This window comes from Chelatococcus sp. KU-N122, assembly GCF_055391085.1.
Genome location: NZ_AP043981.1, coordinates 6,947,372 through 6,967,992 on the forward strand (window position 1 = coordinate 6,947,372; position 20,621 = coordinate 6,967,992).

The 20,621-nt window shown below is 68.5% G+C and carries 12 protein-coding genes; 6 read left to right on the top strand and 6 right to left on the bottom strand.

The genetic code is table 11. The features are described 5' to 3' along the window. Nucleotides 1–5: 5 nt before the first annotated feature. Nucleotides 6–809, top strand: a complete 804-nt coding sequence (locus ACZ5PO_RS31475; RefSeq protein WP_464186421.1) for an enoyl-CoA hydratase/isomerase family protein — start codon at nucleotides 6–8, stop codon at nucleotides 807–809. Here ACZ5PO_RS31475 and ACZ5PO_RS31480 read toward each other — a convergent pair. From ACZ5PO_RS31480 to ACZ5PO_RS31495, 4 genes are read right to left on the bottom strand one after another with little or no spacing between them, the layout of a single operon-like run. Next, nucleotides 793–2,175: a hypothetical protein gene (locus ACZ5PO_RS31480; RefSeq protein ID WP_464186422.1), complete on the bottom strand. Its 1,383-nt coding sequence runs from the start codon at nucleotides 2,173–2,175 to the stop codon at nucleotides 793–795. The genes ACZ5PO_RS31475 and ACZ5PO_RS31480 overlap by 17 nt on opposite strands. Then, nucleotides 2,172–3,146: an oligopeptide/dipeptide ABC transporter ATP-binding protein gene (locus ACZ5PO_RS31485; RefSeq protein ID WP_464186424.1), complete on the bottom strand. Its 975-nt coding sequence runs from the start codon at nucleotides 3,144–3,146 to the stop codon at nucleotides 2,172–2,174. Before ACZ5PO_RS31485 ends, ACZ5PO_RS31480 begins: the two co-directional genes overlap by 4 nt. Beyond that, complete coding sequence (locus tag ACZ5PO_RS31490; RefSeq protein WP_464186425.1) at nucleotides 3,143–4,882, bottom strand: dipeptide/oligopeptide/nickel ABC transporter permease/ATP-binding protein; 1,740 nt, start codon at nucleotides 4,880–4,882, stop codon at nucleotides 3,143–3,145. The genes ACZ5PO_RS31485 and ACZ5PO_RS31490 overlap by 4 nt, the downstream gene beginning before the upstream one ends. Continuing rightward, entirely contained in the window at nucleotides 4,882–5,916 is a 1,035-nt protein-coding gene (locus ACZ5PO_RS31495; RefSeq protein WP_464186426.1) for an ABC transporter permease, read from the bottom strand. The genes ACZ5PO_RS31490 and ACZ5PO_RS31495 overlap by 1 nt, the downstream gene beginning before the upstream one ends. Nucleotides 5,917–6,185: 269 nt before the next feature. On the opposite strand from ACZ5PO_RS31495, the gene ACZ5PO_RS31500 reads away from it, so the two are divergent. Next, a complete protein-coding gene (locus ACZ5PO_RS31500) occupies nucleotides 6,186–7,802 on the top strand; it encodes an ABC transporter substrate-binding protein (RefSeq protein ID WP_464186428.1) in 1,617 nt (538 codons plus the stop codon). A 222-nt stretch (nucleotides 7,803–8,024) separates the two neighbouring features. Continuing rightward, complete coding sequence (locus tag ACZ5PO_RS31505; protein ID WP_464186429.1) at nucleotides 8,025–11,933, top strand: hydantoinase B/oxoprolinase family protein; 3,909 nt, start codon at nucleotides 8,025–8,027, stop codon at nucleotides 11,931–11,933. A 27-nt stretch (nucleotides 11,934–11,960) separates the two neighbouring features. On the opposite strand, the gene ACZ5PO_RS31510 is transcribed toward ACZ5PO_RS31505, so the two are convergent. Together ACZ5PO_RS31510 and ACZ5PO_RS31515 are read right to left on the bottom strand one after the other, a co-directional pair. Further along, nucleotides 11,961–12,437 (bottom strand): nuclear transport factor 2 family protein, encoded by a 477-nt coding sequence (locus ACZ5PO_RS31510; RefSeq protein WP_464186430.1) that lies wholly within the window; start codon nucleotides 12,435–12,437, stop codon nucleotides 11,961–11,963. Nucleotides 12,438–12,491: 54 nt separating this feature from the next. Further along, a complete protein-coding gene (locus tag ACZ5PO_RS31515) occupies nucleotides 12,492–13,475 on the bottom strand; it encodes a helix-turn-helix domain-containing protein (protein ID WP_464186431.1) in 984 nt (327 codons plus the stop codon). 457 nt (nucleotides 13,476–13,932) lie between these two features. Here ACZ5PO_RS31515 and ACZ5PO_RS31520 point away from each other — a divergent pair, with 457 nt between their 5' ends. The 3 genes from ACZ5PO_RS31520 to ACZ5PO_RS31530 are packed head-to-tail and all read left to right on the top strand — an operon-like array spanning nucleotide 13,933 to nucleotide 20,608. Then, entirely contained in the window at nucleotides 13,933–18,120 is a 4,188-nt protein-coding gene (locus ACZ5PO_RS31520) for a fibronectin type III domain-containing protein (protein WP_464186433.1), read from the top strand. Between the two features lie 11 nt (nucleotides 18,121–18,131). Then, on the top strand, nucleotides 18,132–18,689 hold the full coding sequence (locus tag ACZ5PO_RS31525; RefSeq protein WP_464186435.1) for a hypothetical protein: 558 nt from the start codon (nucleotides 18,132–18,134) through the stop codon (nucleotides 18,687–18,689). 38 nt (nucleotides 18,690–18,727) lie between these two features. Then, nucleotides 18,728–20,608 (top strand): phospholipase D-like domain-containing protein, encoded by a 1,881-nt coding sequence (locus ACZ5PO_RS31530; RefSeq protein ID WP_464186437.1) that lies wholly within the window; start codon nucleotides 18,728–18,730, stop codon nucleotides 20,606–20,608. The last annotated feature ends 13 nt before the right edge of the window (nucleotides 20,609–20,621 follow it).

Sequence of the window (20,621 nt, forward strand, 5' to 3'; positions counted from 1 at the left end):
CACGCATGACACAAGCAACCTCGAGCGATGCCCTGCTGATCGAGCGGCGCCAGGGCGTGGCGTATCTGACGATGAACCGGCCCCGCATGCTGAACGTGCTCGACGAGACGCTGGCCGACGCCATGGCCGCTGCGTTTCGCGGCATCGCCGACGACCCCGAGGTACGGGCCGTCGTCCTGGCCGGAGCTGGCCGCTCGTTCATGGCGGGCGGTGACCTCACCCGCTTCCACGCCGACCTGGGGGCCGCGCCGGCCACGGCGGCCCGGCTGATCGACCAGTTCCACGCAGTGATGAGCTGCATCAAGAGCATGCCCAAGCCGGTCATCGCCGCCATCCACGGGCCGGTCGCCGGCGGCGGCGTCGGGCTGGCGCTCGCCTGCGACCTCGTCATCGCGGCGGACGACACCACCCTGCTCTCGGCCTACACCAAGCTCGGCACGAGCCCCGACGGCGGCACCACATGGTCGCTGACGCGCCTGCTGGGCCCGCGGCGCGCGGTGGAGCTCATGCTCCTGAACGAGCCGCTCGACGCCGAGGCGGCCCTGCGCCTCGGCCTGGTCAACCGCATCGTCGCCAAGGCCGACCTGCTGGCCACGGCGGCGGCGCTCGCCGAGCGGCTGACGCGGACCGCCGCCGGCGCCGACGCGGCCGTGAAGCGCCTCGTGCAGCAGGCGATGGAGGGCAGCTTCGAACGACAGCTCGACCTGGAAAAGGAGAGCTTCGTCGCGCTCGCGGGAACGGCGGACTTTCGCGAGGGCATCAGCGCCTTCATCGAGCGGCGGCCGGCCGCCTTCAAGACGGGCGGATAGCTCCGCGGGGCGCCGCGTCGAACAGGAAGGTGATGTTGATGCGCTGGCGCCCGTAGCCCGGCGCGAACCGCCCCTCGCCGGTGCGGTGGAACAGGTTCGCGTCGAACAGGACCAGCCGGTTGCAGCGATGTGGAATGTGGATCGGCTGCGCCGACGACGCCGCCAGCATGGCGCGGATGCCGGCCCGATCCACATTGGCTTTGTGGAAATCCCAGCCCGCCGGCATCTCGACCGGCCAGATCTCCAATCCGCCGCCGTCCGGATCCAGGCAGTCCTCGTCAGCAGTGATCCACAGATTAGCGCTCACCCGGCCGATGTCAGCGTGATAGTCCGTGCCGCTGCCGCCCTGCACATGCTTGTAGGCCCAGAGCTGCGCCAGCGAGAGGCCGGCAAGGCTGCGCGGCAGAGCCCGGGACAAGGCCCGCGAGACCTCGACCAGCAGCTCGCAGCCGAGCCCTTCCTCGAAATAGGCGCCGAGGTGGCCGCCGTGGTCCTTGACCTCGAACCAGATCGTCGCCTCCCGGCAGAAGCGCTGCAGATGAGCGAGGACATCCGGCTGGAGCACGTCGTCGATGACGACGGGCAGCGGATGGGTGTCGACGAAGGCCGCGTCGGCGTGGGCAAAGTCCGTGCCCGGCGACAGCACCGCCTCCGGCACCGCCTCTGCCTCGGGAAGATGGAGCAGGCGGTTGTAGGCGAACGACGTGGCGGCGAGGGCCGCATCGTCGAGCACGGTGATCGCGGTCTCGCTCTGACGGCGCCCCAGGTCGGCGGCGAGCCGCTCGTAGGCCGCGGCGATGGCAAGATAGTCGGCGCCGACCCGGCCGTTGGCGTGCAGGTATCGCAGCTGCGCGGCATCGTGCTCGAGCTTGACGCGGTTGCTGCGACGCATCTCGCGCGCATCCGCGGGATCGAGCTCGCCGGGCGGCTGCGCCAGGCCCGGCCGCCACGACCGACGCAGCATGAGCGCCCGGCGCGATGCCACCACGGCCTCCTCCAGCCGCCCCAGCCGCTTCAGCGCCAGCGCCCTCCCCGTCACGGCCGCGACCATGGCCGGGCGCTGGGCTTCGGCGCGCCCGTAGGCCGCCAGCGCCGCCTCGAAGCGCTGCTCCGCCAGCTCCCTGTTGCCGAGCGCAACCAGCGCTGCGACCGGCGGAGCCGCCGCCTCGGCGCTGCGCCGAAGATGGTCGAGCGCGCGCCCCCCGTCGCCGCGCTCGTCGGCCAGGACGGAGACGAAGTAGTTGGCCCAGGCATTGCCCGGATCGGCGGCCAGCACCAGCGCGTAGCCCCGCTCCGCCTCCGCCGCGCGCCCGGCGCGATGGGCCGCGACGGCGTCGCGTAGAAGAGCGTCCGCGGCTCCGGTCACAAGGCGCCCCCCGCAAGCTCCCGGGCCCGCACGCATGCGGCGAAATGCGCCGCGCCCATGTCGACCATCGCCGGCATGGCCTCGCGGCACACGGGCACGTGGATGGGGCATCGCCCGACGAAGGGGCATTCGTCACGCGGATTGACGGCGCTGGGGATCTCGCCCTCCACCACATGCGGCGAGGTGGGCTTCGTCGGGTCGGGATCGAGCACCGCCGATAGCAGCGCGCGCGTATAGGGATGATCCTGCTGGCCCAGCAGGGCGCGGGTGGTGCCCACCTCCACGAGCCGCCCCAGGTACATCACCGCGATCCGGTGGCTCAGCCGTTCCACGGCCGTGAGATCGTGGGAGATGAACAGGTAGGACACGCCGAGCGCCGTCTGCATGCGGGCCAGCACGTCGAGGATCTCGGCGCGCATGATCGGATCGAGGGTCGACGTCGGCTCGTCCAGCACGACCAGATCCGGCCGCGTCACCAAGGCGCGCGCGATGCCGACGCGCTGCTGCTCGCTCGCCGTGAGCTCGACCGGATAACGGTCGAGGTGGTGCGCGTCGAGGCCGACGTGCGTGACCATCTCCATCACGGCGGCACGGCGGGACGTAGCGCCCTGCCGCGTGTGCAGCCTGAGCGGCTCTTCCACGGTCTGGCCGACGGTGCGGCGCGGATTGAGCGATGCGAGCGGATCCTGGAAGACGAGCTGCAGCCGGGGGCGCAACGCCCGCAGCTCCGCGGCGGAGGCGCCGCTCAGGTCGAGGCCGGCGAACGTGATGGTGCCGGCGCTCGGCTCGATCAGGCGCAGCAGGCAACGACCGACGGTGGTTTTGCCCGATCCGCTCTCTCCCACCAGGCCCAGGGTCTCGCCCTTGCCAATGGTGAAGCTGACATCGTTGACCGCGCCCACGTAATGGTGGCGGTCGAGCTGGAAGCGCTTGCTCAGATGGGCCACCTGGACGAGCGGCGCGAAGGTCATGCGGCGGCTCCCCTGCTGGCGGCGATGAGGCGGCGTGTCACCACGCTCGACGGCGCGGTCAGCACCGAGGCCACCGGGCCCATCTCGACGATGCGACCCTGCTCCAGCACGGCGACCGTATCGCAATAGTGGGCGACGATGCCGAGGTCGCGCGTGGCGATGATCTGCGCCACGTTCTGCTCCCTGGACAGCTTCAGCATCAGGTCCAGCACCTGGCGCTGCACCGTGACGTCGAGGCCCGCCGTCGGCTCGTCGGCGACCACCAGGCGCGGCCGGTGCAGCAGCGCGATGGCGATGCAGATGCGCTGCGCCATGCCGCCGCTGAGCTCGTGGGGATAGGCCTCGAGGCGCCGCTCCGGATCGCTCAGCCCCACGGCGGCGAGCATGGCAGCGGCGCGGCCGCGCGCCTCGGCGTCGGAGCAGCGGACGTGCGCCCGGATCTGCGCCGCCATGAAGTCGCCGATGCGGACCAGCGGGTTCAGCTGCGCCTTGGCGTTCGGCAGGATGGCGGCGAGCGTCGCGCCGCGCAGGCGCCGAACCTCCGCCGGCGCCATCGCCTCCAGGTCGCGGCCCTCGAACCACACCCGGCCCCGCACCATGGTGCCGGCCGGCGGCAGCGCCAGGATCGTCCTCAGCAGCAGCGACTTGCCGGCGCCGGCGACGCCGACGATGCCGAGCCTCTCGCCGGGCCGCACCGCAAGCGAGATGTCATCGAGGAGCGGGCTGGGCGCCTGGTCGCCCACAAGCGACAACCGATCGACGCGGAGCAACGCCTGCGCATCGGCGACCGCGGCCTTAGCCGGCGCGGCCGTGGCGGCTGGGCGCCCTCTCCGCCGGCCGGGCTGCGGCGCCGCCCCCGGCACCAGCGCACGGCCGATCACCTCGCCGAGCAGGCCGCAGACGAAGACGATGCTGCCCAGGGCAAGGCCCGGAAACAGCGACACCCACCACTGCCCGAGCGCCATGAACTTGGCGCCGCCGGCGATCATGGCGCCGAGCTCCGGCGTCGGCGGCCGGATGCCGGCGCCGACGAAGCTCAGCCCGGCGGTCAGCAGCACGGCGAAACCGACCGTCACGGACAGCTGTACGACCACCGTCGGCAGAGCGTTCGGCAGCAGATGTACGAACGCCGCAGCGAGATCGGACCGGCCGATCGCCCGCGCCGCCTCGGCGAACGGCTGCTGCCGGAGCGACAGCAGCTCGGAGCGCACCAGTCTCAGGAAGACCGGGAAGTTCACGAAGGCGACTGCCAGAATGACGTTCTCGGTGCCGGTGCCGCGGATCGCCACCAGCACCATCGCCAGGATGAACACCGGAAACGCCTGCAGCACGTCGAGCAGCCGCAGCATGCCCTCGCCGGTGAGCGAGAGCACGCGGCGGGGATGGGATTCGAACAGGCCGGCCAGCACGCCCAGCGGCGCGCCGATCAGCACCGACAGGAGCGTGGCGACGAGGGCGATGGTGACGTCGGTGCGCGGCGCGGCCAGCAGCCGCGAGAACACGTCGATGCCGTTGTCATCGGTGCCGAGCCAGTGCGCCAGGCTCGGCGGCAGCAGCCGCTGGGCCGGATCCGCCGTCATCGTCGGATAGGGAGCAAGCCAGGGGCCGGCGACAGCGACGGCGACGATCAGCGCAAACATGAGGACCACGACCCTGTCGGCCGCGGACAGGCCCGCCCAGAAGCGCCGCAGGCGGTGAAGCCGGCGGGCGGTCCCCTTCGACGCCACGAACGCCATCACCGCGTCGCCCCGCGCGACACGCGCGGATCGAGTGCGAAATAGGCCAGGTCGACCAGGAGGTAGACCAGCATGGTGAACACCGCCGAGATCAGGACGAAGGCCTGGATCGGCGCATAGTCGGCGGTCGTCACCGCCTGCACGGCGTACTGGCCGAGGCCGTTGAGGTTGAAGACGGATTCGATCAGGACGGCGCCGCCGAGCAGATAGCCCGAGACGACGCCGGCCATCACGATGGACGGTGGCGCCGCGTTGCGCATGGCATAGCGCAGCACCGTGCCGGGGCGCAGCCCGACGGCCCGCGCATAGAGGGTGTAGTCGGCCTTCAGCGCGCCCTCGAGGCTGGAGCGGACCATCTTGAAGATCGGCGCGCCGTAGACGAAGGCCAGCGTGATACAGGGCAGCGCCAGATGTGAGAGCGCCGACCAGAACGTCGGCAGGTCACCCGCGATCAGCGCGTCGACCGTGTACATGCCGGTCACGGTGTCGGGTGAGACATCGAGGATGCCGAGCCGGCCCTCCGGACCGGGAGCCCAGCCGAGCAGGCTGAAGAAGACGAAGATCAGCACCAGCCCGAGCCAGAAATCCGGCAGGGCGCCGGCGAGCAGCCCATAGCCGAACGACAGCTTGCGGGCGACCGCGCCGGCGATGCCGCCCCCCGGCATGGCCGAGACCATGGCGAGCGGCACGAGGACTACGGCGACGAGCAGCATGCCGCCGATGATCAGCTCCAGGGTGGCGGGCAGCCGGGCCGCCAGATCGGCCGACACCTCGGTGGAGCCGACCCACGAGCGCCCCAGGTTGCCCTGCGCCAGCCGTTCGACATAGGCGAGGTATTGCTGCGGCAGCGGCTGGTCGAGACGCAACTGCCGGCGCAGTTGCTCGACCCCCTCCTGAGGCGCCAGCGGCCCGAGCTCCAGGCGCGCCGGATCGCCGGGGAGCGCGCGGATCAGCACGAAGGTGGCAATGGAGATCAGGAGGAGCTGCGGCACCAGCAGCAGCAGGCGTCGGCCGATATAGATAAGGCTGCGCAATGGCGACCTCGCTCGTGTGCCCAGGCATGGAGCCGCCGCGGCATCCGTCGCGCGCAAGCCCCACGGCAAATGTATGGCACCGATTGCGTCCGGCGGCGCACCCTGACGCTCCAGTCCAATGTTTTGGTCGGGTCCGTCGCGCCGGAATGCCTATAATCCCATCCATGCCGTCACATAGCGGGCGCCGCCGGAGCCTGGAGCGTCAGCGACGCCTCGCCGCGTCGCTCGCCCGGACGTGTCGATGCGAGATGGGAAAGGACGCCAAGCCAATGACCAAGCGATCCGCTGCTGTCGCCCTCGGCCTTCTGGCAGGGCTTGCCGCCGGTGCGGGCGCCGCCTGCGCCAAGGACACCATCGTGATCGCCATCCCGGGCACGCCGCAGGGCATCGATCTCGATCGCCAGGCCGGGCCGCAGAGCTGGAGCATGGCCGGCCAGGTCATCGAGCTGGGGGCAGAATGGGCGCCGGTTCCCTATCCCTACAAAGGTGTCGAAGGCGCCGATCCCACCAAGATCCCCGGCTTCAGCTACCCCAATTTCGCCCAGCAGGCGATGACGCCGGGCATCGTCGAGAGCTGCGAGCTGGCACCGGACGGCTTGTCGGCGACATATCGGCTGCGCAAAGGCGTCAAGTCGGCGGCCGGCAACGAGTTCACCGCCGACGACGTGCTCTGGCGGGTCGAGCGCGCCCAGGCGCTCAAGGCCATCGGCGCCTTCCTGCAGAACGCCGCCAACGCCAACGATCCCAAGCAGTGGGCGAAGGTCGACGACCACATGGTCAAGATCTCAGCCAGCAAGCCGATGCCGCTCGTCTGTAAGATCCTGACCAATCTCTATTGGTATTGGTTCGACTCGCGCGAAGCCAAGAAGCACGCAACGGCGGATGATCCTTGGGCAACGAAGTGGGTCCCGACCGCCGGCGTCGGGTTTGGCCCCTACGTCATCGACAGCTGGGAGGCCGGCAAGCGCGTCGTCATGAAGGCGAACCCGAACTACTGGAAGGGAGCGCCGGCGATCAAGCGGATCATCTACCTGGTCGTGCCCGAATCCACCAACCGACTGGCGCTGCTGCGCCAGGGCAAGGTCGACCTGGTCGAGGGCCTGTCGCCGGACGAGGCCATGGCACTCGCCTCGGACGCATCGCTGCGGGTGGCGGCCGTGCGCGGCAACCAGTCGATCTACGCGGTCATGAACAACGCCAAGCCGCCCTTCGACGATCCGCTGGTCCGCCAGGCCATCGATACGGCCATCCCGCGCGAACAGATCGTGAAGGAGATCTACCGCGGCCTGGCGGAGCCGTGGCAGGGGGTGATGCCGAGCACCTATCCCGGCTATGTGCCCATGAACCGCTACGGCTTCGACGTCGGCAAGGCGAAGCAGATCCTGGCGCAATCCAAATCACCGGGCGGCTTCAAGACGACACTGGCGTTCAGCGCCGGCGATCCCGTCCAGGAGAACGTCGCCATCCTGCTCAAGTCGGTGCTCGCCCCGCTGAACATCGACGTCAGCCTGCAAAAGATGCCGGTCGCGGCCCAGTCCGATCTGGTGCAGTCCAAGAAGGCCGACTTCGCCTTGTGGATCGACTTTCCCATCCAGCCCGATCCGAACTACTCGCTGGGGCTGATCTACGGCAGCGGCAATGCCGTGAACTACCAGAACTACCACAACGCCGAGGTCGACCGCATCCTGGCGGAGGGCGCCAGCATCGTCGACACGGCGCAGCGCAACGCCTTCCATGCGCCGGCCGAGGAACAGATCAGCAAGGATGCGGCCATCGGCTGGATCGCCGAGCCCTACTACGTCAATGCCATGTCGGCGAAGCTGTCCGGCTGGAAGTGGTTCACCACCCAGTATTACAAAGTATCCGAGATGAGCATCGCAGATTAGAAGCGTGCTCGATGCCGATCACGGCACTCGGCGAGCCCCCCTCACCCTGCCCTCTCCCCGCAAGCGGGGAGAGGGGTGTCCAGCGGCTCCGTTGACGCCGAAGCTTCAAGATCTCCGTGCAGAGCTACTAGTCGCACGAAGACTGCCCCGTCCTTCATCAGCCGTGCAGGCCGCGCGACGCACCTGCGGTCGCCTTCCGCACAGTCACACGCGAGTTGCTTCATGAGCTACCGGATCTCCGTCGATACCGGCGGTACCTTCACGGACGTCGTCGTCGCCGACCCCGCCGGGCGTCTGCACATCGGCAAGGCCCTGACCACGCCGCAGCGCGCCTACGAAGGCCTGTCGGCCTCGCTGGACGATGCCGCCCGGGCGCTCGGATTGACGCGGCCGGAGCTGCTGGCCCGCACCTCCCTCTTCACCTACGGCACCACGCGGGCGACCAACGCCATCGTCGAGCGCAAGGCCGCCAAGACGGCGCTGCTGGTGACCGAAGGATTTCCAGAGATCCTGGTGCTCAAGGAGGGCGGCCGCTTCGACCCGCACAAATGGGATATGGACTATCCCAAGCCCTACGTCCCCCGTCGCTACACGTTCGAGGTCCCCGAACGCATCACCTCCGAAGGCACGGTCGACACCCCGCTCGACGAGGCGGCCGTGCGCGCGATCATCGATCGTCTGCGCCAGGACAGGTTCGAGGCGGTCGCCGTCTGTTTCCTGTGGTCCATCGTCGAGCCGCGGCACGAGCGCCGGGTCGGCGAGCTTCTGGCCGAGCTGCTGCCGGGGGTGCCGTTCTCCCTGTCGCACCAGGTCAACCCGATCCTGCGCGAATACCGGCGGGCGTCGGCGACCGCCATCGACGCCTCGTTGGCGCCGATCATGCGCCGGCACCTGCGGGATCTGGAAGCCGACCTGCGCGGCGACGGCTACCGGGGCGAATTGCTGGTGTCGACCTCGTTCGGCGGCGTCATGCACCTCGACGACATCATCGAGCGCACCGTCTACATGACGAAATCGGGACCGGCGATGGCGCCGGTGGCCGGCTACACCTACGCGGCGGCCGAAGGCCTCGGGGAGAGCGTGATCGTCTGCGATGCGGGCGGCACCACCTTCGACGTGTCGCTGGTGCGCGACGGCGACGTGAAATACACTCGCGAGACGTGGCTCGGCGGCCAGTTCACCGGCGATTGCCTCGGACTGTCGTCGGTGGACGTGCGCTCGATCGGCGCCGGCGGCGGCTCGATCGCCTGGATCGATTCCGGCGGGCTGCTGCGCGTCGGGCCCCACTCCGCCGGCTCGGTGCCCGGGCCGGCCTGCTACGGCCGCGGCGGCACCGAGCCGACGGTGACCGATGCGGCGCTGGTGCTGGGCTACATCGACCCGAGCTACTTCCTCGGCGGCCGCATGCAGCTCGACGTCGCTGCGGCCACGGCGGCCGTCGGCAAAGTGGCGCAGGCGCTCGGCAAGAGCGTCGAAGAGACCGCGGCCGGCATCCTGTCGCTCGCCAGCGAGCACATGGTGAAAGCCATCCAGGAGCTGACCGTCAACGAGGGGCATGACCCCAAGCGCAGCGTCATCGTCGCCGGCGGCGGCTCCAGCGGCTTCAACGCCGTCGAGATCGCCCGCAAGCTCGGCTGCGAACGCGTGATCCTGCCCCGCACCGCCGCGGCACTCAGCGCCTGCGGCGCCCACTACTCCAACATCGCCTTCGAGCACGGCGGCAGCGCCGTCACGCGCAGCGATGCCTTCGACTACGACAAGGTCAACGGCACGCTGGCTGCGATCGAGGCGGAGGTTGCGCGCTTTGCGGCCGGGGCGGCCCAACGCGGCGTCAGCCGCTCCAAGGTCTCGTTCTTCGTCGAAGCGCGTTATCTGTTCCAGGTGTGGGAGCTCGAGGTGCCCCTGGCCAAGGGGCGCTTCGACGGCCCGGCCGACGTCGCCGCCCTGGAGGAGGCGTTCCATCTGGTCCATGAGCGGGCCTTCGCCGTCAAGCAGGTCGGCCAGCCGGTCGAATGCCTCAACTGGAAGGCGCGCTACAGCGGCGAACTGGAGACCCCGCCGCCGGAGCGGGTCGAAACCGCGAGCCCAAGCCGTCCCGAGGCCCGTCAGCGCCGCGACGTCTATTTCGCCGGCAGCGGCCTGACGTCGGCGCCGGTCCACCTGGGAGCGGAGCTGCCGCGCGGCGCCGTCGTCGCGGGGCCCGCCATCATCGAGGAGCCGACGACCACGCTCGTCGTCTACCCGGGCGCCGTCGCCCGAGTCTCGCCGTCGGGCAGCTACGTCATCGACGTCTTCGGGGAAGCACCCTCGCCCGCGGCCGTCGCGACGCTCGGAGCGCCCGCGGTGGTCTCGCCCGAGCTCGACGCCATCACATTGGCGGTGATGGCGAACCGCCTCGACGGCATCGTGCGCGAAATGTCCAACACGCTGCTGAAGGCCGGCCGCTCGGCCGTCATCAACCAGGCCCGCGACTTCTCCAACGCCATCGTGACGGCGGACAACCGGCTGCTCTCGGTCGCCGAGGGGCTCCCCGTGCACATCTTCGGCGCCCACCTGCAGGCCGCCTCGATCCAGCAGTTCCACGTGCCCAGGGACGGCGACGCCTACCTCCACAACGACGTCTATCTCGGCAACACCCATCCGGCCGACCACACCATCCTGGTGCCGGTCTTCGTGGACGGCGTCCACTTGTTCACGACCTCGGCCAAGGCCCACCAGGCCGACATCGGCAACTCGATCCCGACGACCTATTTCGCCGAGGCGAAGGACGTCTATCAGGAAGGCTCGCTGATCTTCCCCTGCGTCAAGGTGCAGGAGAATTACGAGGATATCGCCGATGTGATCCGCATGTGCCGGTCGCGCATCCGCATCCCGGACCAGTGGTTCGGTGACTATCTGGCCGGCGTCGGCGCGGCGCGGACGGGCGAGCGACGCCTGAAGGAGTTCGTGGCGGCCTACGGGCGGCGCGCGGTCGAGGCGTTCATCGAGCAATGGTTCGACTACTCCGAGCGCCGCATGAGCATGGCGTTGGCGAAGCTGCCCAAGGGCCGCGTCGTCAACACCACGGCGCACGATCCGACCCCGGCGGTGCCCGCGGGCATCCCGATCAAGGTGACGGTCACCACCGACCCGGAGGCGGGCCGCGTCGAGATCGACCTGCGCGACAACCCGGATTGCCTCGACTGCGGGCTGAACCAGTCGGAAGCCTGCGCCGTCAACAACACGCTCACCGGCGTCTTCAACTGCGTCGACTGGGACGTGCCCAAGAACTCCGGCAGCATCCGGCGGATTGACATCAAGCTGCGGGAGAACTGCGTCGTCGGTATTCCCGAGTTCCCCCATTCGTGCTCGATGGCGACGACCAACCTGGCCGACCGCATCATCAACGTGACGCAATCGGCCTTCGCCGAGTTCGGTGAAGGTTTTGGGCTTGCCCAGGGCGGCAACGCCATCGGCGCGCCCAATGCCGTGGTGTCGGGCCTCGACGCCCGCCGGGGCGATGCGCCCTACATCAACCAGCTCTTCCTCGGCACCAACGGCGGCCCGGCGAGCCCGCAGGCGGACGGCTGGGTCACCTATCTGCTGCCGTGCTGCAGCGGCCTCATCTACCGGGACTCCATCGAGCTCGACGAGATCAAGCATCCGCTCGACATCCGCTATCAGCGGCTGGTGCCCGATTCCGGCGGCGCCGGACGGCTGCGCGGCGCGCCGGGCAGCGAGGTCATGTACGGCACCAAGCGCCTGCCGATGACCATCGTCGTGCCGTCGGACGGCCAGCACAACCCGCCGCGCGGCGTGCGCGGCGGCCACGACGGCGCTGCGGCGCGCACCTACAAGGTCCACGCCGACGGTCGCCGCGAGCGGATGCCGAACGTGGCCATGTTCGAGATCGCGCCCGGCGAGCATGTCATCGGCGTCGACAACGGCGGCGGCGGCTACGGCGACCCCCTCGAGCGCGATGTGGACCGGGTGCGCGAGGACGTGATCGAGCGCTGGGTCAGCCGCACGGCCGCTGAAACGATCTACGGCGTCGTCTTCACCGGCGACGTCGCCGACGAGACGCTCGCCGTCGACCGCGAAGCGACGCGGCGGCGTCGCCAGGACCTGCGCCGGTCGATCGCCGCCGGATAGCGGCGACTGCGTCTCCGGCTCGATGTGTCAGCGGGCCCGCACGGCCTCCGTGCCGGCCCAGCCTTCGGCAATCGGCGTATTGAAGTTGATGAAGAAATTGAGGTGCTGGAAGAGCCAGATCTGGTTCTTCCGGACATAGGCCTCCTCATAGTCGCCGAGGATCAACCGGCTGACCTTCTTGCCGCCCTCGTCCATCGTGCACGGCATCAGCATGCGCCACTTGCCCGTCGCGGTATCGCCGTCGACCTCGATGACGTCGTTGAGCGCCAGATGGGCTGCGAACACGATCTGCGCCGAGACGCCGGCGAAGAAGGCCTCGATGGCCGGCCGCCCTTCATGGCGACCGAACAGCTGGGCGTTTTCCCAGACGGCGTCGTCGGCGAACATCGGTCCCAGGTTGGCCGGCGGATAGCCGTGGTCGCACTCCAGCATGTAGCGATGCTTCAGCGTTCGGATGGCTTGAACCGCCTCCAGATCCGCCAGCCGCTCTTCGATTGATTTCACGATCGCACTCCCGCCATTTGACCTCGAAGGGCGGAGCCCGCGGCCCGCGCCTTCTCAATCCTCGGTTGCAGCCGCCTCGTTGCGGAACGACGCCGGGCTCTGCCCGGTCTCCTTGAGGAAGACGCGGCTGAAATAGGCCGGATCGGCAAAACCGACCTGATAGCCGATCGCGGCGATGGAGCGCCCGCGCGCCTTGGTGCTGCCCAGCAGCCGGCGAGCCTCCTCGATGCGGCGGCGGCGGATGATGGCGCTCAAGGTATCGCCGCGCTCGGCGAAGATCCGCTGCAGATGCCGCTCCGACACGCCCACCACGTCCGCCACCCGCGACGGCGTGAGGTCGTACTCGGCCAGATGGTTCTCAATGGCCCGCAAGGCGCGCTGCCTGTGCGCCTCGCGCACCGCCGTCTCCTGCCCCTCCCCCATCTCGCTCGAGCTGGTCAACGCCAACGTCAGCAGGTCCATGAGGTGATGCGCCATCGACATCCCCTCCTCGCCGCCGAGTTTCGGGCCATGGCGGCAGAACGAGCGGGCGAAATCGAGGAACATGGCGACGGAGGGCTGCCGGGCCGAAAAGCTCCGTGCGGTCCAGTCGTCGATGCCGAGAACCCGGTCACGCAACAGCGCGCCGGGAATCCGCAGCGTGCTGGAGCCGCTGCGGGTCCGCTGCTCGTAGGTGTAGACGTCGGCGGTGCCGACGATGCCGAGGCTCGCGGGCACCACCAGCGCCTCGCGGCCCCGCTGATGCAACCGCAGCGGCGCGTCGGCCGGCATGGGGATCAGGTAGTAGTCGCTCGCATGCGTGCACACGTGCGTTCGCCTGCGGTGGATCAGCACCGGATCCGAATCGACGGTGCCGACCCGCAAGCCCCCGACATCGGTGCTGAACAGATAGCCGACGGAGAAGTCGGTCCCGGGATTTTCCGTATCCAGCGGGTAGTAGAACTCGTTGAGCTTGTCCGTCCAGGCGGACAGCCGCTGCGCCGGCACGATGGTCTTCGCATCGAACGCGGGCAGGGAGCGCGTCAGGTTGGCCTGCATGTGAACGTCCACCCCAGGAGAACCTCGCCGAAGGCGCGGCTGCTCGTTCTTTTGGATCGACCGACGACGCGAGCGGCCACGGATGTCCGCTACTGCAAATCGCAGGCCAAGCCGCTTCTCGGAGCGGCCCTTCCAGGCTGCGCGTGTCGCCGGCCGGATGTCAAATGGATTGGAGGGCGCAGGCGGTCGTCGCCGCAACGCGGAAGGGGTGGCGACCACGACGCCTGGCACCCCCGGTCAGCCCGTCCCTGCACGCGATAGTGGCTGCTTGCGTATCGACAAGTTTAGATGAATGATACTGACTATGAACGTTGCAAGCGCGATCGAATAACGCGCGGCTGGAGGACGTTGTGAGCGAGCTCACGCGAGGCAATTCCCACAGCAGCCAGTAGTCATGCGCGTCATCGCATGATCGCCGCCGGCGCCTCTCGTGGCTGGCGTCGCCGCTGATGCATGTGTGGGCAGCTTCGCCAGTCGCCGCAGCCAGGCCGGTCGCGAAGTGACAGCAATGCCGCTACAGACGCAGAACCTGGTGATGATCGGCCTCGGCGTCCTGGGCGACAATCCGCCCAACGACGTGCAGCCGCCTTTGGTGGACGGGGTCCATCTGCGCTGGGCGTTCAGGCAAGACCTCGGATTTCCCTGGTATGGCTTCTACCTCTTCCGGCGCCGGCACCAGCGCGGCAAGCCGGTTTGCCTGTCGCCGATCCTTCAAAGTCTGGCGGTGCCCCCTACGTCGAACCATCTCTCCACCCCCCTGGGAGAGATCAGCAGCGACCAGCAACTCGTTCTGACGAACGATTTTTCACCAAGCGGCGCCCCCGAGCTGGATCTGGGAGGCCGCCGGTACCTCCGTTTCACGCTGCCTGCCGGACAGGTCGCAAACCTGGTTGAGATCCGCGTCGGCATGCGAAGGGACCAAGCGGGCCCCCGCCGTCCGACCTCGATCACCGTCACGGCACTCCTGGGCGACCAGCCGGTCGGGGAGGTCGTCATGCACGCCGAGGCGGGGCAAACCACGACGGCCAGCATCGCGTTCGACGCCATCTCCGCCATCGAGCTGACATCGGGAGCGGCGGCGCTGATCGATGTCTGCTACGTCCCGGTCTCGCAGAATGCGGCGTCCGGCTGGGCGCTCATTCCCGAGTTCTCGTACCCGCTTTGCCTGCCCGTTACCCATCCCGACTATCCCTGCAGTGGGGGGCAGCCGGTGAACGAAGCGGCAGCGGAGGTGCGGGCGCTCTCCCGGATCGTCTACGGCCCACCCGCTGCCTTCGCGGGCTCCCCTTTCGCGGAGCTGCATCAGGAGCTCGTCCGCCTCGTGGTGGGCGGCCCCGGCAGCCTGCCGATGGCCAGTCGGCGCCTTCCCGCCATCATGGGCACGCCCGCGCCGCCGAACCCTGACGCCGACGCGCCGAAAATCCCAGGTCTGGCGCCCCTCGACCTGGTCCTGCTGAGTGCGCTGCATCCGGCTCTCGCACAGATGGTCGGGCTGTACTGGGTCGACCGGAAAGCGCCGCCCGGTGTGGCGTTCGACTACCTGATCGTGGCCGACTACGCCGGGCGCGGCGGACGGGAGCCCGGACGGCTGCTGTCGTTGATCGAGAAAAACGGCTTCGCCGACATCGACGGATACATCGTCTTCAACGTCAAGGAGGAGACAGCGGCTCCCCTCTCGCCGCCGGACGAAGCGCGCGCGTATGCCCTGCCGGGGAGCGCGCGGGAGACGCAAGGTGGCGGCATCGAGGACGCCACCAACAATGCGGGACTGCGATGGGACCTAGGTGCCACGCTCGGCATCCTCCATCCCGGCCGCGCGATCATGTACAACATCTGGCGCGCTCAGCTCGGCGATGCCGACACGCCGGCCACGCCGGGCGGCTACGATCTGCTGACGAAGGACGGGGCGGTGCTCGTCGCCAAGCCCCACCTGCCGCCGGGCGCCGTGCCACAGCGAGCCGAAGATTGGCCGCCATTTCCACTGCATTACATCGATTCTCGGCTGAGCGAGGGTTGGTACGGCTACCAGGTCAGCGGCGTCGACATTTTTGGCCGGCACAGCGCCAACAGCACCGCTGCGCCCTGGTACGAGTGGGCGCCGGTCCCCGATCCGCGCCCCTGGTACTACCAGGATCCACCGGACGATCGGGCGATCCATCCGTCCGCGGTTCGACTGCTGGACAAGGTGCCTCCACCGCCGCCAACGGGGGTCGAGGCCTTTGCGCTCGACCCCGCTGATCCCACGGTGGTCAAGGATGCGAGCTACGACGCCTGGTGGAGCAGCCTCGATCCCACGGAGCAAAGCTCCCTCATCGGTCTGCGCCTACGCTGGCAGTGGCCGGACTCCCATCAGCGTCAGGCGCCCGACACCCGCGAGTTCCGCGTCTACTATTCGCCTGGGCGGCCCAACGCTCTCGTCGGTCAGATCGAGACTGTGGCGCCGGCGGGCGCAACAGAGAGCGAGGTCACGACCGACATCGTCGCCAACTATGCGGCCGACGCCGGCGCCGGCGCTTGGCTGCAGGTCGGCGGACACGGCTTCCCGATCATCGGCAGCCAAGCCGGCAGCCCCTTGCGCCTTCGGGTCAGAAACCTCGGACCAACGTATGCCGCAGGCACGGTCACTGTGACGGCCGGCTCCGCCGCCGTGACCGGAACAGGGACCTGGCACGCAGGAATGATAGGCGAATCCTTCCAGGTCACCGGGGACCCGGCCGTCTATGCGATCCAGAGCGTACAATCTCCGACGCAATTGAGGTTGAGCCGTCCTTACGCCGGGACGTCCGGCGCGGGCAACAGCTACGCCATTTTCGATATCCGCCCGAGCCCCGGCACGCCGTGCACGGTCGTGATTCCCCCGACCTACGGCGCCGGCACGGTGACCCTGACCCAGGGCTCGCCGGTCGTGAGCGGCATCGGCGCCGGCTGGAACGCGAGCCTCGTCGGGCAGACCTTCCGGGCAGATGGTGCCCTGGGGCGATACGTCATCCAGGCCGTCACGTCGCCGACGGAGCTTGTTCTCGACCGGAACTACACAGACGATTCCGGTTCGGGCATCGCCTACACGATCTCTCACCCGCTCTTCGCCGATTTGAGCTCGGCGACAAATTGGGACGAGCGGTATGACGTCGTCGGCTTTGACGACCACGTCACGGTCACGACCGATGCGGCGGGTCGGCCTCTGCGCGTGTACGAGGTCCTGCTTCCGGCGCCCGGCGACGTCTTCCGCGGCGGCGTGCCGCTGGTGACGTCGCCCGCCGAGCCGATCGTCTACGCCCAAATTGTCATCAGCGCGGCCGACGACAAGCTGCATACGGCCGACGACCCCAAATGGACGGCGGGCCGCTGGGGCGGCCGGCCCGGCAACGAAGGGCCGGTCGGTCCGCGGGCCACGATCTTCCGGGTGCAGCGTGAGCCGCCGCCGGCTCCCACGGTTCCGCCGGACGCCGAGCGCGTCTTCGCGACGCCGGCCGACTACCACGCTCGCTCCTTCTACACCTACAGATGGAAAGCGGTGGCTCATCTCGACGCGCACATCTTCCGGGCGCTCGACGACGCAGTCTTCAAGACGGACTGGGACCAGCGCCCGCGCGCCGTCCTCGACGCGTCGCAGCTCCAGTTCTTCCCGGACGAGGCCGCGGAGCCACGCTGGACTGCCGCCAAGCGGCAGGCGGTGGCCGCCGAGCTGAACCAAGTGAACGGCTTCGGCCACGATGCGAACGGAGCGACGCAGGCAGCCGCCTTCTATCGCGGGCTCTCGAACGACGGCCTGCGGGTGCTGGCCGGACTTGCAGGCAACGACCGGGCTTTCACCCAGATCACGATCCAGCCCCTCGATCCGGACGATCCTGCCAACGTCAACCGCCTGGGGCCGGACAACCCGCCCGACTTCCCCATCGACCCGGCACTGCGCGCCACTATCGACACGCTCGATGGACGATCTACCAACCGGTACTTCTACCGCTGCGCTTACGTGGACCGCGCGCACAATCGTGGCGCGCTGAGCGTTTCCAGTCCGCCGATCTGGCTGCCCAATGTGGTGCCGCCACGCGCGCCAATCCTCTCCAAGGCCCTGGGCGGCGACCGCGAGATCACGCTGCGGTGGACATCCAACCGGGAGCCGGATCTCGTCGCGTACCGGGTCTATCGGGCCGACAGCCCGGAGGGCGCACGCGATCTGCGGGCGATGACGCTTCTCCACACCGAGGCTGTTTCGCCGGGCGATCCCCTGGCGAGGCCGGCCGAGGTCAGCTGGGTCGATGCGCCGGTGCCGGGCCGCGTGACGCTTTACTACCGACTGGTGGCGCTCGACGATGCAGGGAACGCTTCGGATCCGTCGCAGCTGGTGGTCGCGCGGGCCTTCGACGACTCGCGACCTGCGCACCCGACCTGGAGCGCTGCGGTGCCCGGACCGGGCGCCACAGTCGAACTGCAGTGGACGTCGCCGATCGCCGATCTGCGCTGCCTCGTGCAGCGCCACATCGCCGGCGCGACCACCTGGGAGAACGCAAGCAGCTGGCTGCCGCGCGGGGTCTACAGCTACAGCGACCAGAGCCGACAGCTCGGCCTCCAGTACGTCTACCGGCTGAGGGTGTTGGATACGGCTGGACGAAGCAACAATACGTACATCGAGCTGACCGTCTGACGGAGCGGAACATGGCAACCGAGGTTTTCCTGTTCCTGCCCCCTCCGAACGCCTCCGGCGTGTACCGCGAGGCTTACCCTTTCGGGCCCGATGCGACCGGCTTTCAGACCGACCTCGGCATCGAGATCAATCCGGCGGAGATCGCCAACTGCCCGGCGCTGGCGGTGGTGCCCGGCCTGATCTACCTGATACCGAACCCGACCGTGCCGCTGACGGCATCGATGCTGCTCATCCCGAGTCCGACGGCGATCACGGACCTGGGCTTCGTCGTCGGCCAGAGCGTCGTCGTTTTTATCTATCGCAACATGGACCTCACGAGCGTCCGCACGGCCATGACGCCGTTGATCGAGGATTTCGGCGACAAGCCGTTCCTCCAGAACGAGCCGTTGGAAGCGCGCGTCGACGAATACATGAACGGGGGTTTGGTGTCTGGGTCGACGAGGGCGATGAGCTCGGGCAGGCCAGCACGGTCGGCGGCCACGGAGGATTTGCCAGGATCGGTTTCGAGATCGCCTACGTCTCGAGCGCGCTGGCCGGGGCCAACGGTTTCCTGCGGCTGCTCGACCTGATCAAGCCGAGCAACGCTGCAACCCGGCGGCTCGACCCGATGAGCTTCTACACCGCCGTCGCCGCAGGTGGGCCGGGCGTGACCCTCACACCCCTGCACGCCGGTCACCCGCTCTTGACGGAGCCCACGCGCCGCACGCTGCTCTCGTTGCGGGACGAATACGACCAGCCTTTCGTCGGCACCATCACGGTCGGGGACAGCAGCGCGGGGACGACCACGCCATTCAACTTCACGGCGGCCAACCAGGGCACCGTCGAGCTGGCTGTCACGCCCCAGGGCGGCACGCCGCCGACGTCGACCTACGACCTGACTCTCTTGAACACCATCTTCAGCGCGCTGCCGACGGGGCAGACCTTCAGCGCCCAGCCGAGCGCGACGATCACCGCACCCGTGCATTGGTCGCTCAGCACGGTCTTCATGGCGGACGTGGACGACGCCGCCAACTGGTTCGTCTCCAATACGCCGACGCTCCCGCGGTTCACCAGCGACAACAAGGTCACCCCACTGATTGACGGTTTCCCGACTTTTGCCGAGATGGTGGCGGCATCACGCACCGTCACCGCATCGGACCATTACTGGCTGTTGCTCGGCTGGAGAATCCTCAAATCCTTCCAGCTAGTGCCGGGCGATCCCACCACCACCGTGGAGGCGCTGACGATCGCGATGGCACAGGCTGGCGGACAGGTCCGGGCGATGCTCTGGGATCAGCCCGGCCCCTTCAACAATCCGACCGTGTGGCACATCAACGGCCTGCCCGGAGGCAACGGCAAGGCCATACTGGACGACAATGTGCCCACGTTCGGCTCGCATCACCAGAAGCTGCTGGTGGTCAACGGCAGCAACGGCGCCGTCGCGTTCTGTGGTGGCATCGACATCAACAAGAATCGCCGCGATGATCCGCGGCACTGCGCCAAGAAACCGTACCACGATATCCATGCCAAGATCGAAGGTCCCGCGGTCGCAGACCTGCACACGACCTTCGTGCAGCGTTGGAACACCCATCCCTCGGCGCCGCCGCCGCTGCCAACGTCTCCACCTCCCTTCGCGGCCAGCCCGGGAACTCATTTCGTGCAGGTCTCGCGCACCTACGCGCCGATCCACGGCTACCCCTTCGCCCCGTCCGGCGACCTCGGCACGCTCAACGCGGTGAGACGCGCCCTCCAGCGCGCGCGGCGATTCATCTACCTCGAAGATCAATATGCAACGCCTTACCCCGGCGACTATCCCTATGACGCCAGCCAGGACACGGTGGGCGTCCTGACCGATCTGCTGGCGGTACTGGCTCAACCGTCCTTCGAGTATTTGATCATCGTCATCACCAACAAGAGTGGCCAGCCGCAGGGCCGGTACCGGCGCCGCAATTTCATCCGCCCCCTGCGGGACGCCTTTCCGGACAAGGTCCACGTCTTCTACCTGCAGCGACAACAGGCGTGCGCATCCGCGGCGACGACGCTTCCCGATCCTGACGAGCCCGAGGTCGATCCTGACGAGGACCTCGTTTACGCCTCGAGCGGCGCCGACGACATCCAGGGCTCCTCGGGCGGACCGAGCCGTCCAAAAGAGATCTATGTACACACCAAGTCATGGATCATTGACGACGTGTACGTGAAGATCGGCTCCTGCAACAGCAATCGCCGGGGCTACACCCACGATACCGAGGCTGACTTCCACGTCATCGACGGCAGCATCCTGAATGGCGCTCGCGCCTTCGCCAGGAACTACCGCATGGACCTGTGGGCCGAGCACCTGGACCTGACCGGGCCAAACCGACGCCTCCTCGACGACCCGACCTACGCCCTCCAGTTCTGGCTGCACCCCGGCTCCGGTGCCCACATCACGCCATACGACGAGAACGCGGACCTGGAACTGATTCACACGGACACGTCCTGGAACAACGTCGTCGATCCCGACGGACGTTGAGCCCAGAGCATTT

Excerpts from the sequence above, each read along its gene's own strand:
- ACZ5PO_RS31485 (WP_464186424.1), bottom strand. The coding sequence starts at position 3,146 with ATGACCTTCGCGCCGCTCGTCCAGGTGGCCCATCTGAGCAAGCGCTTC.
- ACZ5PO_RS31490 (WP_464186425.1), bottom strand. The coding sequence starts at position 4,882 with ATGGCGTTCGTGGCGTCGAAGGGGACCGCCCGCCGGCTTCACCGCCTG.
- ACZ5PO_RS31525 (WP_464186435.1), top strand. The coding sequence starts at position 18,132 with ATGGCAACCGAGGTTTTCCTGTTCCTGCCCCCTCCGAACGCCTCCGGC.
- ACZ5PO_RS31505 (WP_464186429.1), top strand. The coding sequence starts at position 8,025 with ATGAGCTACCGGATCTCCGTCGATACCGGCGGTACCTTCACGGACGTC.
- ACZ5PO_RS31475 (WP_464186421.1), top strand. The coding sequence starts at position 6 with ATGACACAAGCAACCTCGAGCGATGCCCTGCTGATCGAGCGGCGCCAG.
- ACZ5PO_RS31515 (WP_464186431.1), bottom strand. The coding sequence starts at position 13,475 with ATGCAGGCCAACCTGACGCGCTCCCTGCCCGCGTTCGATGCGAAGACC.
- ACZ5PO_RS31500 (WP_464186428.1), top strand. The coding sequence starts at position 6,186 with ATGACCAAGCGATCCGCTGCTGTCGCCCTCGGCCTTCTGGCAGGGCTT.
- ACZ5PO_RS31530 (WP_464186437.1), top strand. The coding sequence starts at position 18,728 with ATGAGCTTCTACACCGCCGTCGCCGCAGGTGGGCCGGGCGTGACCCTC.